13 protein-coding genes and 1 pseudogene are annotated in these 13,650 nt (G+C 72.6%); 6 read left to right on the plus strand and 8 right to left on the minus strand.

From position 1 onward, the window contains the following. Nucleotides 1-9 precede the first annotated feature (9 nt). Nucleotides 10-405, minus strand: coding sequence for a phage holin family protein (locus V6V47_RS09745; protein ID WP_334627766.1), 396 nt, complete (start codon nt 403-405; stop codon nt 10-12). After that, nucleotides 402-1,070 carry a hypothetical protein gene (locus V6V47_RS09750; protein WP_334627767.1) on the minus strand — a complete coding sequence of 223 codons (669 nt, stop codon included), beginning with the start codon at nt 1,068-1,070 and terminating at the stop codon, nt 402-404. The genes V6V47_RS09745 and V6V47_RS09750 overlap by 4 nt, the downstream gene beginning before the upstream one ends. 219 nt (nt 1,071-1,289) lie before the next feature. Between V6V47_RS09750 and V6V47_RS09755 the strand changes: the two genes are divergently transcribed. After that, nucleotides 1,290-1,505 (plus strand): hypothetical protein, encoded by a 216-nt coding sequence (locus V6V47_RS09755; RefSeq protein ID WP_334627768.1) that lies wholly within the window; start codon nt 1,290-1,292, stop codon nt 1,503-1,505. 9 nt (nt 1,506-1,514) lie between these two features. Here V6V47_RS09755 and V6V47_RS09760 read toward each other — a convergent pair whose 3' ends face one another. The 4 genes and pseudogenes from V6V47_RS09760 to V6V47_RS09775 all read right to left on the minus strand — a co-directional run bounded on the left by V6V47_RS09760 (nt 1,515) and on the right by V6V47_RS09775 (nt 5,034). Then, nucleotides 1,515-1,955, minus strand: a complete 441-nt coding sequence (locus tag V6V47_RS09760; RefSeq protein WP_334627769.1) for a DUF3263 domain-containing protein — start codon at nt 1,953-1,955, stop codon at nt 1,515-1,517. A 155-nt stretch (nt 1,956-2,110) separates the two neighbouring features. Next, nucleotides 2,111-3,121: pseudogene (locus V6V47_RS09765) on the minus strand (ABC transporter permease subunit); the annotation flags it as partial. Further along, entirely contained in the window at nt 3,118-4,128 is a 1,011-nt protein-coding gene (locus V6V47_RS09770; RefSeq protein ID WP_334627770.1) for an ATP-binding cassette domain-containing protein, read from the minus strand. The pseudogene V6V47_RS09765 and the gene V6V47_RS09770, both read right to left, overlap by 4 nt. A 120-nt stretch (nt 4,129-4,248) precedes the next feature. Beyond that, entirely contained in the window at nt 4,249-5,034 is a 786-nt protein-coding gene (locus tag V6V47_RS09775; protein ID WP_334627771.1) for a DeoR/GlpR family DNA-binding transcription regulator, read from the minus strand. 199 nt (nt 5,035-5,233) lie between these two features. Between V6V47_RS09775 and V6V47_RS09780 the strand changes: the two genes are divergently transcribed. The 3 genes from V6V47_RS09780 to nagA are packed head-to-tail and all read left to right on the plus strand — an operon-like array spanning nt 5,234 to nt 8,246. Then, nucleotides 5,234-6,163, plus strand: a complete 930-nt coding sequence (locus tag V6V47_RS09780; RefSeq protein WP_334627772.1) for an SIS domain-containing protein — start codon at nt 5,234-5,236, stop codon at nt 6,161-6,163. Nucleotides 6,164-6,177: 14 nt separating this feature from the next. Continuing rightward, the gene (locus V6V47_RS09785) at nt 6,178-7,140 is read left to right on the plus strand and encodes an ROK family protein (protein WP_334627945.1); all 963 of its coding nucleotides are present in this window, start codon (nt 6,178-6,180) and stop codon (nt 7,138-7,140) included. Next, the gene (nagA, locus tag V6V47_RS09790) at nt 7,137-8,246 is read left to right on the plus strand and encodes an N-acetylglucosamine-6-phosphate deacetylase (RefSeq protein ID WP_334627773.1); all 1,110 of its coding nucleotides are present in this window, start codon (nt 7,137-7,139) and stop codon (nt 8,244-8,246) included. The genes V6V47_RS09785 and nagA overlap by 4 nt, the downstream gene beginning before the upstream one ends. A 29-nt stretch (nt 8,247-8,275) precedes the next feature. Here the strand turns inward: nagA and V6V47_RS09795 are convergent, their stop codons facing one another. Continuing rightward, on the minus strand, nt 8,276-9,487 hold the full coding sequence (locus V6V47_RS09795; protein ID WP_442934207.1) for a DUF4032 domain-containing protein: 1,212 nt from the start codon (nt 9,485-9,487) through the stop codon (nt 8,276-8,278). 102 nt (nt 9,488-9,589) lie between these two features. On the opposite strand from V6V47_RS09795, the gene V6V47_RS09800 reads away from it, so the two are divergent. Together V6V47_RS09800 and V6V47_RS09805 are read left to right on the plus strand one after the other, a co-directional pair. Beyond that, nucleotides 9,590-10,336 (plus strand): phosphatase PAP2 family protein, encoded by a 747-nt coding sequence (locus V6V47_RS09800; protein WP_334627775.1) that lies wholly within the window; start codon nt 9,590-9,592, stop codon nt 10,334-10,336. A gap of 10 nt (nt 10,337-10,346) precedes the next feature. Continuing rightward, a complete protein-coding gene (locus V6V47_RS09805) occupies nt 10,347-11,585 on the plus strand; it encodes an APC family permease (protein WP_334627776.1) in 1,239 nt (412 codons plus the stop codon). On the opposite strand, the gene V6V47_RS09810 is transcribed toward V6V47_RS09805, so the two are convergent. Next, entirely contained in the window at nt 11,484-13,559 is a 2,076-nt protein-coding gene (locus V6V47_RS09810; protein ID WP_334627777.1) for a potassium channel family protein, read from the minus strand. The two genes, V6V47_RS09805 and V6V47_RS09810, sit on opposite strands and share 102 nt — an antisense overlap. Nucleotides 13,560-13,650: the final 91 nt, after the last annotated feature.

Genomic DNA, 13,650 nt, shown 5'->3' on the forward strand with positions numbered 1-13,650 from the left:
CCGGAGCGTTCACCGACCCCGTAGGGCGTCCGGCAATTCCCGGGCGGTCTGCTTCGTCCGGGGCAGCACCGCTCGGGCCCGTTGCATCTGGGTCCGCGCGTTGAGGAACAGACCAGCCGCGACGGCGGCCCAGAGGACAGCGACGATCAGCGCCGCCCAACCCTGGTCCATCGCGTTGGACAGGCCCCACCACACCGCGTACGACACGAACAGGACAGTCAGGAACCCGGCCAGTCCCGCCGCGCCGAACATGCCGCCGGCCTTGCCGACCTGGCTCGCCTCTTCGCGCAACTCGGCCTTGGCCAGTTCGACCTCCTTACGCACCAGCGTGGAGAGGTCCCGCGTCACGTCGCCCATCAGTTCGCCGACCGACGTCTGGGTCCGCTCCTTCTCGGGGGCACTCATGGTGCCACCCCGCCGGGCACGTCCGGCTGCGGCCGGCCGGCCGGCGAAACGTTCTCTGGCCGTGCCGCTCCGACATAGGGCTGCCGCTCGGTCCTGTTCGACAGCTCGGCCGAAGGCTGCCCCCCTGCGGCAGACGGTGCTGGTGGCGCGGCCGCCGCGCCCCCACCTCCGTCGCTGCCGGATCCGGTGAGGTTACGGGTGAGTCGCCCGACCAGCAGACCGGCCACCGCCGCGCCGGCGAGGAACGTCCCCGGGTGGCGTCGTGCGTACGTGCGTACCTCGTCGAACACCTCGCCGGGCTCCCGCTGGTCGAGCCAGCCGGCTGCCTGCTGGGCGGCGTCGGCCGCCCGGCGTACCGCCTGGCCGGCGAGCCCTGAGTCGCCGTCGCGCTCGGCCATCGACCCGAGATCCCGACCCAGGCCCCGCAGCCCTTCGGCGGCCCGCCGCTGCTGCGTCTGCGCCTGATCCCGCAGTTGTCCGCTGGCCTGGCCGGTCAACTCCCGGGCCTGTCGCCGCGCCTCGGCGGCGACCTGCCCGCCCTGCTCGGCGGCGGCGTGCGCGACCTGACCGCCGGCCTGTGCGGCCTGCTGCCCGACTCGGGACGCCTCCTGCCGGGCCTGCTGCCCGGTGCTGTTCGGTGCTTGACTCTGGTTCGTTGTCGTCATGCTCCGCTCCCTCCGCTGGGCAATCGGTCGCGTCCTCGCGACCCCGGAACTCCTCCCGCCTACCCGGCCGACCGACCGACATGCCGTGGCCGCCGGGCCCGGAAGGCAGACCCCTCGGCAGCACGGGCACCGAAGGCGTCAACCGGCAGCGCCTGAACCGTTACGGACGGTAGCGTCGAGAGCGGGCGGAACCGTCCATCGCGACAGGGGGAACGCGGAATGTTGAAGCGGTTGCACGAGTCAGGGCTCAGGGCAGAGCACATGTACGTGGCCGGTTTCGTCAGCATCGGGCTCTCATTCACCAGCTGGTTCCTCTCCAGGCACCTGGAGAAGGCCGGCGTGGCACGAGCGGACCGGTGGGGCATCTTCATCGGCGAGTGGGCGCCGACCTTCTTCGCCATCGGCAACGGGCTACAGGGGTACGAGAAGAAGTGACACCAGCGCTCAGCGGCGACGATTACGGGCGCGCGACGAGCGGAGCCGCCGGAGCCGGCCGACCAGCAGGGGAGCAGCGGCGAGAGCCGCCGGATTGTCGAGCAGGCCGTTGAGTAGCTGGTAGTACCGGGTCGAGGAGACCCCGAAGGTGTCCCGGACGGCTTGTTCCTTGGCCCCGGCGTGCCGCCACCACTGCTGTTCGAAGACCAGGATGGCCCGTTCCCGCTCGGTCAGCCCCGGCGCGGTCTCGGCGGTCAGCTCCGGCGGGGCCTCGACGGCCGTTCCGCCGGTCGCGGATTCCTGGTCGGGATCCGCAGCGACGTGCTCGGTGGCCTCGACGGCTGGCGCGGGCCGGGGAGACGGGACGGCCGGGCCGCCGCCACCCGCAACGGCGCCCGGGCGAGCGTCAGTGGACGGCTCAGGGGCGGCCGGGGTGGCGTCGGCGGGCATGGCGCTCCTCGCAGGGGCGGGCGGCCGGCCGGCGACGCCAACCGGGGGGATCCCCAGCCTAGCCAGGGTCGACCCGGCTCGCAGCAGCCGGCGCGGCCGGCCCCGCACCGCCGGGAACCCCGGCGGCCGGGCCGGCCGCCCCGCCGCGCGCAGCGGATGTCGCGCCGACGCATCGCCCAGAGCGCCGCGCCGAGGATCACCACCACCCCGACCGACAGCAGTACGGACGACTGCTGCCAGGTGATGTCCAGGGTGGCCGGCTTGCACTCGCCGTAGTAGGTGGCATTGCAGGCGTTCCAGTCCTCCAGGGTGACCTTCTTCGTCATCCACGCCAACGCGTACGTGGGCAGCAGCCACGCCTCGGCGAACCGCACGCTGGCCATCGCGAGCAGAATGCCCAGGCCGAACTGGCCGACCACCATCACCGCCACCACGCCACCGAGGGCCATCGCGGTGTGCCGACCCAGCGAGGCCAACGCGAAGCCGACGGTGGTGAGCACCAGCACCAGCGCCACACCGCGCAGGCCGGTCAGCATGAACGACTGCCAGGCCCCGGAGGTCATCTTCTCGGTGGTGCCCCGGAAGGTGGCGACCCCCCAGAAACCGGCGAACCAGAGCACCGCGGCCGGCAGTGTCACCGCCAGGGTGCCGGTGAGCAGCGCGGCCAGCTTCGCGAGCAGCACGGTGAGCCGCTTCGGCCGCCAGAGCAGCAGGTTCATCATGCCGCCGGTGCTCCACTCCGCACCGATGAAGGACGCGCCGACCACGAACCCGACCAGGGCGAGGACCGCCGCGAACGGGATCAGCGTCTCGTCGAACGTCTCCCGGAAGTTGAACGTCGACGGCAGGTACCAGCGCGCCTCGAACGACTCCCGGGGTGGCGGCGTGATCATCGAGCAGTCATCGGGGTAGTTGGCCGCGTCTGCCGACTTGGTTGCCTTGGCCCGCTCGCAGGAGGCCCGCTCCTGCTCGGTCCGGACGATCTGCTGCTGGTACTGCTGCTCGGCCCGGCGCTCGGCCTGGGCGAGCTGACCGGCGTCGATCTTCTGATTCGTGAAGAACACCCCGATCACCACCGTGGCCAGCACCAGCAGGCCGAGCAGCGTCATGTAGCGGCTGAAGCGCCGCTTGCCCAACCGGCGCAGCTCCGTACGAAAGAGGCTCACGCGCCCCAACCTCCCCCGGTGGCACCGGACTGACCCGCGCCACCAACCTTCGTGGACTGGTCGACCTGCCGGTGCTGGCCGGGTACCGGCGCGGTGGCGGTCAATTCGAGGAAGACACTCTCCAGGTCGACGGCGATCGGCGCCAGCTCGCTGACGTAGAGGCCCTGCTCGGCGAGGAGCCGGGTCACCGTCGCCGGCTTGTCGACGCCGGCCAGCATCAGGTGGTCCGGTTGACCATTGACCTGGATCCCGGCCCGGGTGAGCGCGTCGGTGGCCGCCGGCAGGTCGGTGACCGCCTCCAGCCGGACCCGCACCGTGCTGGTCGAGTGCTGGGCGAGCACCTCGTCGACCGGGCCGAAGGCGACCCTCCGGCCCAGCGAGATGATCGTGACCGAGTCGCAGATCAGCTGGATCTCGCCGAGGATGTGGCTGGACAGCAGCACGGTCATCCCGGATTCGGCGAGCGTCCGCATCAGCGTGCGCATCTCCCGGATGCCGCCCGGGTCGAGGCCGTTGGCCGGCTCGTCGAGGATGAGCAGCCTCGGGTTCTTGAGCAGGGCCGAGGCGACGGCGAGCCGCTGCTTCATGCCCAGCGAGTACGTCTTGACCCGCTCATCGGACCGGTCGCGCAGCCCGACCAGCTCGAGCACCTCGTCGACCCGGGCCGCGGGCACCTCGCCGGCCCCGGCCAGCAGGGACAGCGTGTCGCGGGCGGTGAAGTGCGGGAAGAACTGTGGGCTCTCCACGATCGCGCCGACCTGACCGGCGACGGTGGGCAGCGCGGCGGGCACTTCCTGGCCGAGCAGTGTCATCCGGCCGCCGTCCGGACGGATCAGGCCGAGCAGCGTACGCAACGTGGTGGTCTTACCGGAGCCGTTGGGGCCCAGGAAGCCGTGCACCTGACCCGCGTCGACCGTCATGTCGAAGCCGTCGAGCGCGTTGCGGGTGCCGCGTCGACGACTCTTGTACGTCTTACGTAGACCTTCGATCTCCAGGACAGCCGGCAAGCTGCACCTCCCCCGATGGTGGGCGTGAACAGCGACACCATACGCGGTATACAGCCGCTCGCAATACTCGGTATGCATCGGCGCGCCGAACAGTTCAATCTATCGACGGAGAGTAACCGCCTAGGCGCAAACCACCTGCACGCCGGCAGTACGGAAGGCGTCCACGATCGCGGGGTCGGCACCGGAGTCGGTCACCAGCGTCTCCACCCGGTCGACGGGGCAGATCCGGGCGAACGCGTGACCGCCCAACTTGGACGAGTCAGCGATGATCACCACCCGCTTGGCGCGCGCCACCATGAGGTTGTTCATGGCCGCCTCACCCTCGTGGTGGGCGGCGGCGCCGAGCTGCGGGTCTATCGCGTCCACGCCGAGCAGCGCGACATCCAGGGTGACCTCGCGCAGCAGCGCCCCGCCCAGCGGGCCGACCAGCTCGAAGGACTTCGGGCGCACCACCCCGCCGGCCACCACGACCTTCATGCGGGAGCGGACCAACAGCTCGTTGGCGATGTTCAGAGCGTTGGTCACCACGGTGAGCTGCGCGCCCTCGGCGTTGGTGTTCAGATCCGGCCGGACAGCGAGGGCCCGGGCCACCTCGGTGCTGGTCGTGCCGCCGTTCAGGCCGACGACGGTGCCGGGCGTGACGAGCGCCGCGGCGGCCGCACCGATCCGCTGCTTCTCCGCCGAGTGCTTGGCCGTCTTGTAGCGCAGCGGCAGGTCGTAGGAGACCCCGTTGGCGACCGCGCCGCCCCGGGTCCGGGTGATCATCTGCTGCTGGGCGAGCTGGTCGAAGTCCCGCCGGATGGTGGCCTGGGAGACGTCCAGCCGTTCGGCGGCCGCCTCGACGCTGACCCGGCCGTTGTCGGTCAGCATCTCGAGCAGGGCGTTCCATCTGGCGTACCGGTCCACCGCGGGGGCCCTCCCAGTGACTGCACGGACGGTGATTGATTGCGTGCACACTAATGCGCGAAACTAGGGTCGCGCAAAAGACCGCCCTGCGCGATCGGCCGGTCGGTTGCCACAGCCACCTCGGTTCGCGCAGAATGACGCGCGAAATATGGCTGTAACGAGCCGTATTGCGCACCGGTCGGCCTGCGAGGGAGTTCCCATGGCGTTTGTGGACGCGGAAATCGCGAGCCAACCCGACTGCTGGCGGGAGGCCGCGGAGCTGGCCCGTCTCGTACACGACGACCTACCCCGACCCGGCGAGCGGGTCGCCGTCGTCGGTTGCGGCACGTCGTGGTTCATGGCGATGGCGTACGCGGCGCGGCGCGAGCAGACCGGCCAGGGCGAGACCGACGCGTTCCAGGCGTCCGAATACCCCCTCGGCCGCCGCTACGACCGGCTGATCGCGATCACCCGGTCCGGCACCACCACCGAGGTGCTGGAGCTACTGGCCGCAGTGCGCGGGCAGGTGCCCAGCACCGTCATCGTCGGCGACCCGACGTCCCCGGCGGTCGACCTGGCCACCGCCGCGGTGACCATGCCCTTCGCCGACGAGCGCTCGGTGGTGCAGACCCGCTTCGCGACGACCGCGCTGGCCCTGCTCCGAGCACACCTCGGCGACCCGGTGACCGCGCTGGCCGCCGACGCCGAGGTGGCCGTACGCGCCCCGCTGCCGATCGACCCGGCCACCATCGGGCAGGTCACGTTCCTCGGTCGCGGGTGGACGGTCGGGCTGGCCCAGGAGGCCGCGCTGAAGTGCCGGGAGGCGGCCACCTTCTGGGCCGAGGCGTACCCGGCGATGGACTACCGGCACGGGCCCATCTCGGTCGCCGCGCCCGGTCGGCTGGTCTGGGCGTTCGGTGACCTGCCCGACGGCCTGCCCGAGGACGTGGCCGCCACCGGCGCGGCCTTCGTGCACAGCCGCACGCATGGCTGGCGGACCGTGCTGGGCAGTTGGTCCGCCGGTCGTACCCCGGTCGATCCGATGGCCGACCTGATCCTGGCGCAGCGGTTCGCGGTCGCGCTGGCGACCAGCCGGGGCCTCGACCCGGACGCGCCCCGGCACCTGTCCCGGTCCGTGGTGCTGGCGTGAACGACGCCGACGCCATGGACACCGACCGGGTGGTCGTCGCACTCGACGTCGGCGGCACCGGCATGAAGTGCGCCCTGGTCCGGCCGGACGGCGTCGCGGTACGCACCGAGCGGCACCCCACGAACGCCGCGCGCGGCCCGGCCGCCGTGGTCGGCACCATCCTGGACGTCGCCGTCGGGCTGGCCGACAAGGCCCGCGCCGACGGCCTCACCCCGATCGCGCTCGGCATCGCCGTCCCCGGGGTGGTGGACGAGGCACGCGGAGTCGCGGTCTGGTCGGCGAACGTGGGCTTCCGGGACGTACCCCTGCGGGACCTGGCGGCGAAGCGGCTCGGCCTGCCCACGGCGCTCGGCCACGACGTGCGCGTCGGTGGCCTCGCCGAGGCCCGGCTCGGCGCCGGCCGGGGCGCCGGGCACGTGCTCTTCGTGGCGATCGGCACGGGCATCGCCGCCGCGCACGTCATCGACGGCACGGCGGCCGTCGGCGCGCACGGTGCGGCCGGGGAGATCGGCCACATCCTGGTCCGTCCGGACGGTCCGCGCTGCGGTTGCGGCCGGCCCGGCTGCCTGGAGACGATCGCCTCGGCGGCCGCGATCGGCCGTCGCTACGCCGAACTGGCCGGCGCGGCCCCCGACGGGACGGCCACGGCGGTGACGGCGGCCGAGGTCGCCGAGCGGGCGGCGGCCGGCGAGCCGCTCGCCGCTCGCGTCTGGCAGGACGCGATCGAGGCCCTGGCTGATGGCCTGGCCTCCGGGCAGGCGCTGTTCGACGTGTCGACGATCGTGCTCGGCGGCGGCCTGGCGCAGGCCGGAGATCGGCTGCTCGTCCCGTTGCGGGCGGCGGTGCACGAGCGGATGACCTTCCACCGGGAGCCGCGTCTCGTCGCGGCGGCCCTCGGCGACGAGGCCGGTTGCCTCGGCGCCGCCCTGCTCGCCCTCGACGCCCTGCGCGTCCACGACCACGAGGAGAAGCGATGACCGTACGGGTGAACGGCCGAGTGGTGACCCCGAACGGTGTCATCCGACAGGGCTGCGTCGAGTGGGACGGCGATCGGATCACCGCGGTGGCCGAGTACCCGTCGGTCCGCGACGGGCACTGGATCCTGCCCGGCTTCGTCGACATGCACACGCACGGCGGCGGTGGGCACACCTTCACCACCGGGGATGTCGACCAGGCGCGGGCGGCAGCCGGCTTCCACCTGAAGCACGGCACCACCACCCTGCTGGCCAGTCTGGTCAGCGCGCCGTTTCCGCTGATGCGTTCGGCCACCGAGGCGTTCACCCCGCTGGTCGACGAGGGCGTGCTGGCCGGCATCCACTTCGAGGGGCCCTACCTATCCACGGCCCGTTGTGGCGCGCAGAATCCGGAGTACCTCCGCGACCCGTCCACCGAGGAGCTCACCGAGCTGATCGAACTGGGCGGCGGCGCGATCCGGATGGTCACCCTCGCCCCGGAGCGCGACGGCGCGCTGGAGGCGATCAAGCTGCTCACCGCCCACCGGGTGGTCGCGGCGGTCGGGCACACCGACGCGACGTACGACCAGACCCGCGCCGCGGTCGCCGCCGGAGCGAGCGTCGGCACTCACCTGTTCAACGGCATGCGGCCGGTGCACCACCGCGAGCCGGGCCCGGTGGTGGCCCTGCTCGACGCGCCCACCGTCGTCTGCGAGCTGGTCGCCGACGGCGTGCACCTGCACGACGGCACGCTGACCTTCGCCACGTCGACCGCCGGCCCGGACCGGGCCGCGCTGATCACCGACGCGATGGCCGCCGCCGGGATGCCCGACGGCGAGTACGAGCTGGGCGGCCAGGCCGTCTCGGTTGCCGACGGGGTGGCCCGGCTGGCCCGCGACGGCGCGATCGCCGGCAGCACCCTGACCATGGACGCCGCGCTGCGGCACGCCGTGCGGGCCGGAATCCCGATCGCCGACGCGGCTCGGATGGTGGCCACCACCCCGGCCCGCGCCATCGGCCTCGGTGACCAGATCGGTGCCCTTCAGGTGGGCCTGCGCGCCGACCTGGTCGTCCTGAACGAGGACTTCACCGTGGTCCGCGTGCTGCGCGGCGGCTCCTGGGTGGAGTGACCCCGGGGCGGCGGTCCAGAAGTGCCGGGTCAGCCGGCGGTGGGGACCTCGACGCCGAGTACGGCCTGCTCGTCGGGGCGGTGCACCAGCACCTCAGCCAGGTACGACTGGACCGCGCTACGCATCCCGACGTCCCGGCCAGCCCGCTCGGACCGCAGCCACTTGTGCTCGATGATCTGCACGAAGAGCTCCTGCGGCTCCAGCTTGCGGCGCAGGTGTGCGGGCACGGCCCGGACCACCGGCTCGAAGACCTCGGTGAGCCAGCGGTGCGCCGCCTGCTGCTCGTCGGTCAGGTCGCTCTCCGCCCGGTAGGCGTCCAGGTCGTTGAGCAGCTTGCGGGCCTGGTTCTCCTCGGCGTCCAGGCCGGTCAGGCGCAGCAGCCGTCGGGTGTGGTAACCGGCGTCGACCACCTTGGGCCGGACCAGGTAGCGCCCGTTGTCGATGGTCGACATGGCCACCTCGGCCACGTCGAAGCCCATGTCGTTGAGGCGACGGATGCGGCCCTCGATGTCGTGCCGGGCCTCCCGCTCGATGGCCTGCTCGTAGGTGATCTCGTGCCACAGCCGCTCGTAGCGCTGCACGACCTCCTCACAGACCACCTCGGGGTCGATGGACTCGTGCAGCAGGCCGGCGGCCTGCAGATCCAGCGCCTCGCCGAAGATGTTCACCCGGGCGATCTCCAGGTCCTCGCCGCGCTGGCCGTTGGAGAGCGTGGTGTGCAGTGCGCCGGTCTCCGCATCGACCAGGTACGCGGCGAACGCTCCGGCGTCCCGCCGGAAGAGCGTGTTGGACAGCGAGCAGTCGCCCCAGAAGAAGCCGGTGAGGTGCATCCGCACGATCAGCGCAGCCAGCGCGTCCAGCAGCCGGCTCATCGTCTCCGGCCGCAGGGTGTGCGAGAAGAGCGCCCGGTAGGGCAGCGAGAACTGCAGGTGCCGGGTGATCAGCACCGACTCGAGGGGTTCCCCGTCCTCGGTCTGCCGGTCCGCGACGACCGCCACCGCCTCGACCGACGGGAAGTCGATCCGTTCCAGGGCCCGGAGCAGGTCGTACTCCCGTTCGGCGATCCGCTCCCGAGTCTCCTTGAACGCGTAGACGTACTCACCCAACCGGACGAACCGGACGATGTGTCGGGAGATGCCCTGCGGCAGCGCCACCAGGTGTTGGGCAGGCCACTCCTCCAGCGGGGTCGACCAGGGCAGGTCGAGCAGCGCTGGGTCCACGAGGGCAGAAGTGATCCGCACGGGCACAAGCATGCCGCGTCGCACCCCACGTTCGCCTCTCATCGTGGCTGGGCCCACAGCGCGGAATGCGGCGGCATCGCCCGGGGCCGGTAGCGTGGTCCCGTGCGCAAAACCACGGCGGTACGACGTGACCTGCGGCTACGGCCCGTCCGCCCGGCCGGCTGGTGGTTTGACGCGCTGCTACTGGTCGGGGCCGGCGCGCTGACCCTGGCTCTTGCCGGAGGGGCGTTGCTCGGGCTCGACCTCGCCGTCCGGGAATGGGCCTACGCCCACCATCCGGCACCGATCTACTGGACCGCACGGGCGCTCAACTACCTCGGGCAGGGTGGCTGGCTGCTGATGCCGCTCTCCGGGGCGCTCGCCCTGGCGGTCGCCTGGCGGGCCCGCACAGTCCGGCCGCTGCTGCTGGTGGCGGGGGCGTTCGTGCTCCTCTACCTCACGGTCGGGCCGCTCAAGGTCCTCACCGACCGGGCCGCCCCCAGTTCCGATCTACCGCCGAGCGAGTCGGTCCGGATCTTCAACGACCTGCCGCCCACCGAGTACGACCTCTCGTATCCGTCCGGGCACGTCGCCAACGCGATCGTCTGGTACGGGGTGATCGCCGTGCTGCTGACCGCGCTGACAGCCGGGCGACTGCACCCGGCCGTGCACCGGCTGGTCCGATTCGCCCCACCGGCGATCCTGCTGGTCACCACCACGTACCTGAACTTCCACTGGCTCACCGACGGGGTGGCCGCGCTACTGCTCGGGCTGTTCCTGGACCGGCTGCTGCACCGGGTGCCCTGGGACGACGTGCCGCTCCCCGGATGGCTACGCGCGTGGGACCGGCGGTTCACCTCGTACCCCTAAGGTGCGGCAGGTGACACGACTGGCGCGGCGGCTCGGCGTACTCGATGCGGTTGTCATCGGGTTGGGCTCGATGCTCGGCGCGGGCGTCTTCGTGGTCTTCGGCCCGGCCACGGCGGCGGCCGGCGGTGCCGGCCTGCTGCCCGCGCTGGTGCTGGCCGGGTTCCTCGCCTTCTGCAACGCGACCAGCTCGGCGAGGTTGGCCGCTCGTTACCCGGAGTCCGGCGGCACCTACGTCTACGGCCGGCAACGCCTCGGGCCGTTCGCCGGCTTCGTGGCTGGCTGGGGCTTCGTGGTGGGCAAGACCGCGAGCTGCGCGGCCATGGCGCTGACCGTCGGAGCGTACCTGTGGCCCGGCCAGACCCGGCTGGTCGCGGTCGGCGCGGTGATCGCGGTGACCGCGGTGAACCTGCGCGGCATCAGCAGGACGGCGACCGCCACGAAGCTGCTGGTCAGCCTGGTGGTCGCGGTGCTGGTGCTGGTCGCGGTCGTCGGCACGGTCGGTGGGCCGGTGCACCTGGATCGGCTGACCGACCCCGGCGGCTCGGGACGGGGCGTGCTCACCGCTGCCGGGCTGCTCTTCTTCGCCTTCGCCGGTTACGCCCGGATCGCCACGCTGGGCGAGGAGGTCCGCGACCCGCAGCGGACCATCCCCCGCGCGGTGCCCCTGGCGCTCGGGGTGGTGCTCGTGATCTACCTGGTGCTGGCCGTGGTCACGCTCGGCGTGCTCGGCGCCGACCGGCTGGCCGGTTCCGCCGCGCCCCTGGTCGACGTGGTCACCGCAGCCGAGCTACCCGGCCTGGTCTGGGTGGTCCGCGCCGGGGCCACCATCGCTGTTATCGGGGTGCTGCTGTCCCTGGTCGCCGGGGTCGGCCGGACCACGCTGGCGATGGCCCGCCGCCGCGACCTGCCCGGCGCGCTGGCCGCAGTGCACCCGGTGCGTCAGGTGCCGCACCGGGCCGAGCTGGCGGTGGCCGCCGTGGTGATCCTGGTGGTGCTGCTCGCCGACGTACGGCACGCGATCGGCTTCTCCAGTTGCACGGTGCTCGTCTACTACGCGATCACCAATGCGGCGGCGCTGACGCTGGGCCGAGAGTCTGGGCGGCGGCTGCCGGTACAGGTGCTCGCCGGCGTGGGGTTGGTCGGCTGCCTACTGCTCGCGGTCAACCTGCCGCTGGCCAGCGTGCTCGCGGGCTTCGGCGTGCTCGCTCTCGGTGCTGCCTGGCACCTCCTGCGCCAACGGGGGCGCTGACCGGTCGGGCGGGCTACGCCGTGCTGGCGTCGCGCTCGGCCGACTGCCCGGCGGTGGTGAGCCGATGTCGGCCGACACCGCAGTCGGCACGGGATGAGCCGCGCCGGGCGCGGAGGCGTGGACCTGCCACTCCGCCGGCGCCGATTCAAGGGACGCTGGTGGTCGGGCCGACTCCCCGCCCGGCACGGAACCGGACGGCCGATGCGCCGGGCCGCCACGGGCGGGCGGGGCGGACTGCCGGGTCAGCCAGTCCAGCCCACGTCGGCGGGCGACCACGGTGAGTCGGTCACCCGCGAAGATCACCTGTCGGGGGTCGAGGTCCTTCCACCAGATGGTCTTGCCGCCGCCGGCCGGGGTACGGGCGATCACCCGGAGCTGCCCGTCCCGGTTGACCACGTCCAGTGGTCGGCCGTCCAGCTCGGAGCCGGCAGCGACCGGCACCTCGGCCACCGGCAGCGCGTGGCGGTCGACCGGGATGGTGGTGATCACCGCGCGTTCGGTGAGCGCCCCGATGAAGGCCGGGGCGGCCAGGTAGGAGACCGATCGGGACACCCCGAGAGCGAAAGCCTCCTCCACCCGCTCGGCGAAGTCACCGTCAAAGAGCCGCAGCACCACCCGCAGGTCGTCATGGAGGTCCCGAGCGGCCAGCGCCGCCTCCAGGTTGGCCACGTCGTCGGTCGACGCCACCACCAACGCCTGGCAGTCGGCAACCGACGCGGCGACGAGGATCTCCGGTAGCGCGGCGTCCCCGACGATCAGCGGCACCTCCAGTTGGCGGGCCAGGGCGGCGCCGCGCGGCTCCGGGTCCTTGTCGATCGCGACCACCTCGACGTCGTACTCGCGGAGCTGGGCCATCACCCGGGTCCCCACGTTGCCGAGGCCGATCACCACGACATGCCCGGCGCGGTGCGGTTGCAGTCGGCCGGTGTGCAGGGCCAGCCGCGCGTTGACGATGCCGTCCACCACCACGGCGGTGATCAGCGGGATCAGCGCCAACCCGGCGAGGTTGAGCACGACCTGCATGATCTGTGCGCTGGCCGCCTTGCCGGTGTCCGGGTCGGCGCCGCTGAGCGTGGTGACCAGCGTCAGGTAGAGCGCCTCGGCCGGGGAGACGCCCTCGGCTCGGGAGATCAACGCCCCGAGCACCACGATAACCGCGAGCACCAGCATCACCGCGACGCCGATCTTGCGGGTGGCGAAGCCGCGTACCGCGCCCATGAGCACCGTCATCGGGCGACGGCGGCGACGCGCCCGGACCAGCCGACGGGCGGCGACCTCGGTGCCGGGCGGCTGCCCGGTCGCCTCGGCCAGCACCAGGTCTGCACCGGCCTGCTCGGCCGGCAGCAACTCCACCCCCTGCTGCTCGGTGATGTGGGCCAGCGCGCAGACCACGTCCTGCGGCCGGACGTCGGCCCGGCGGGCCACCCGCAGCGTCTTGTCCCGATGTTGGAAGGAGCTCGGGTCGACCTCACCGAGCGCGGCGGCCACGAACGCCGGCGCGGCCATCTCGGCGTCGGAGAGCACCTCGACCGGCGCCTTGAGCAGCTTGCGGACGCCGTCGGCGAGGGTGCCGTTGAACATCCGCAGCACCTGGCGGACCCGCTGGTCGACCGCCTGGGCGCAGAGCGCGGCGTAGAGATTGCCGACGTCGTCCTGGTGCAGCAGCGCCAACCCGGCCGCCCCGGCCAGGCCGGCGGCCTCGAAGGTGGCCACGTCCAGCCGGTCCGAGCGGACCACCCGGAGCCCGCGCAGCCCGGCCACGTCCGGACCGTTGCTGCGGTAGCGCTCGGGCACCACCACGGTCACCCGGGCGCCGCCGTCCGGCAGCTCGGATTCGAGCATCGCCCGGGCCACGTAGTAGGCGAGCGCGTCCCGCCCGCAGATCACGTAGTGCGGACGCGGGTCACCGGCGGACCGCAGCCGCCAGTTCCAGTCGACCGCTCGTCGCGCCCGGTCCCGCCACGGCTCCGCCATGCCCGGATCGTAACCAGCACGACCACGGCGGGCGACCCTGTCCGGATCATCCCCGAGCAGGCATGCCAGCCCGGGTGGCGGGTAGAGCAGC

This window comes from Micromonospora sp. CPCC 205539 (assembly GCF_036906815.1).
GTDB lineage: Bacteria > Actinomycetota > Actinomycetes > Mycobacteriales > Micromonosporaceae > Micromonospora.

Coding starts and splice junctions, on each gene's coding strand:
- V6V47_RS09745 (WP_334627766.1), bottom strand. CDS start 405: ATGAGTGCCCCCGAGAAGGAGCGGACCCAGACGTCGGTCGGCGAACTG.
- V6V47_RS09750 (WP_334627767.1), bottom strand. CDS start 1,070: ATGACGACAACGAACCAGAGTCAAGCACCGAACAGCACCGGGCAGCAG.
- V6V47_RS09755 (WP_334627768.1), top strand. CDS start 1,290: ATGTTGAAGCGGTTGCACGAGTCAGGGCTCAGGGCAGAGCACATGTAC.
- V6V47_RS09760 (WP_334627769.1), bottom strand. CDS start 1,955: ATGCCCGCCGACGCCACCCCGGCCGCCCCTGAGCCGTCCACTGACGCT.
- V6V47_RS09780 (WP_334627772.1), top strand. CDS start 5,234: ATGGCGTTTGTGGACGCGGAAATCGCGAGCCAACCCGACTGCTGGCGG.
- V6V47_RS09785 (WP_334627945.1), top strand. CDS start 6,178: ATGGACACCGACCGGGTGGTCGTCGCACTCGACGTCGGCGGCACCGGC.
- nagA (WP_334627773.1), top strand. CDS start 7,137: ATGACCGTACGGGTGAACGGCCGAGTGGTGACCCCGAACGGTGTCATC.
- V6V47_RS09810 (WP_334627777.1), bottom strand. CDS start 13,559: ATGGCGGAGCCGTGGCGGGACCGGGCGCGACGAGCGGTCGACTGGAAC.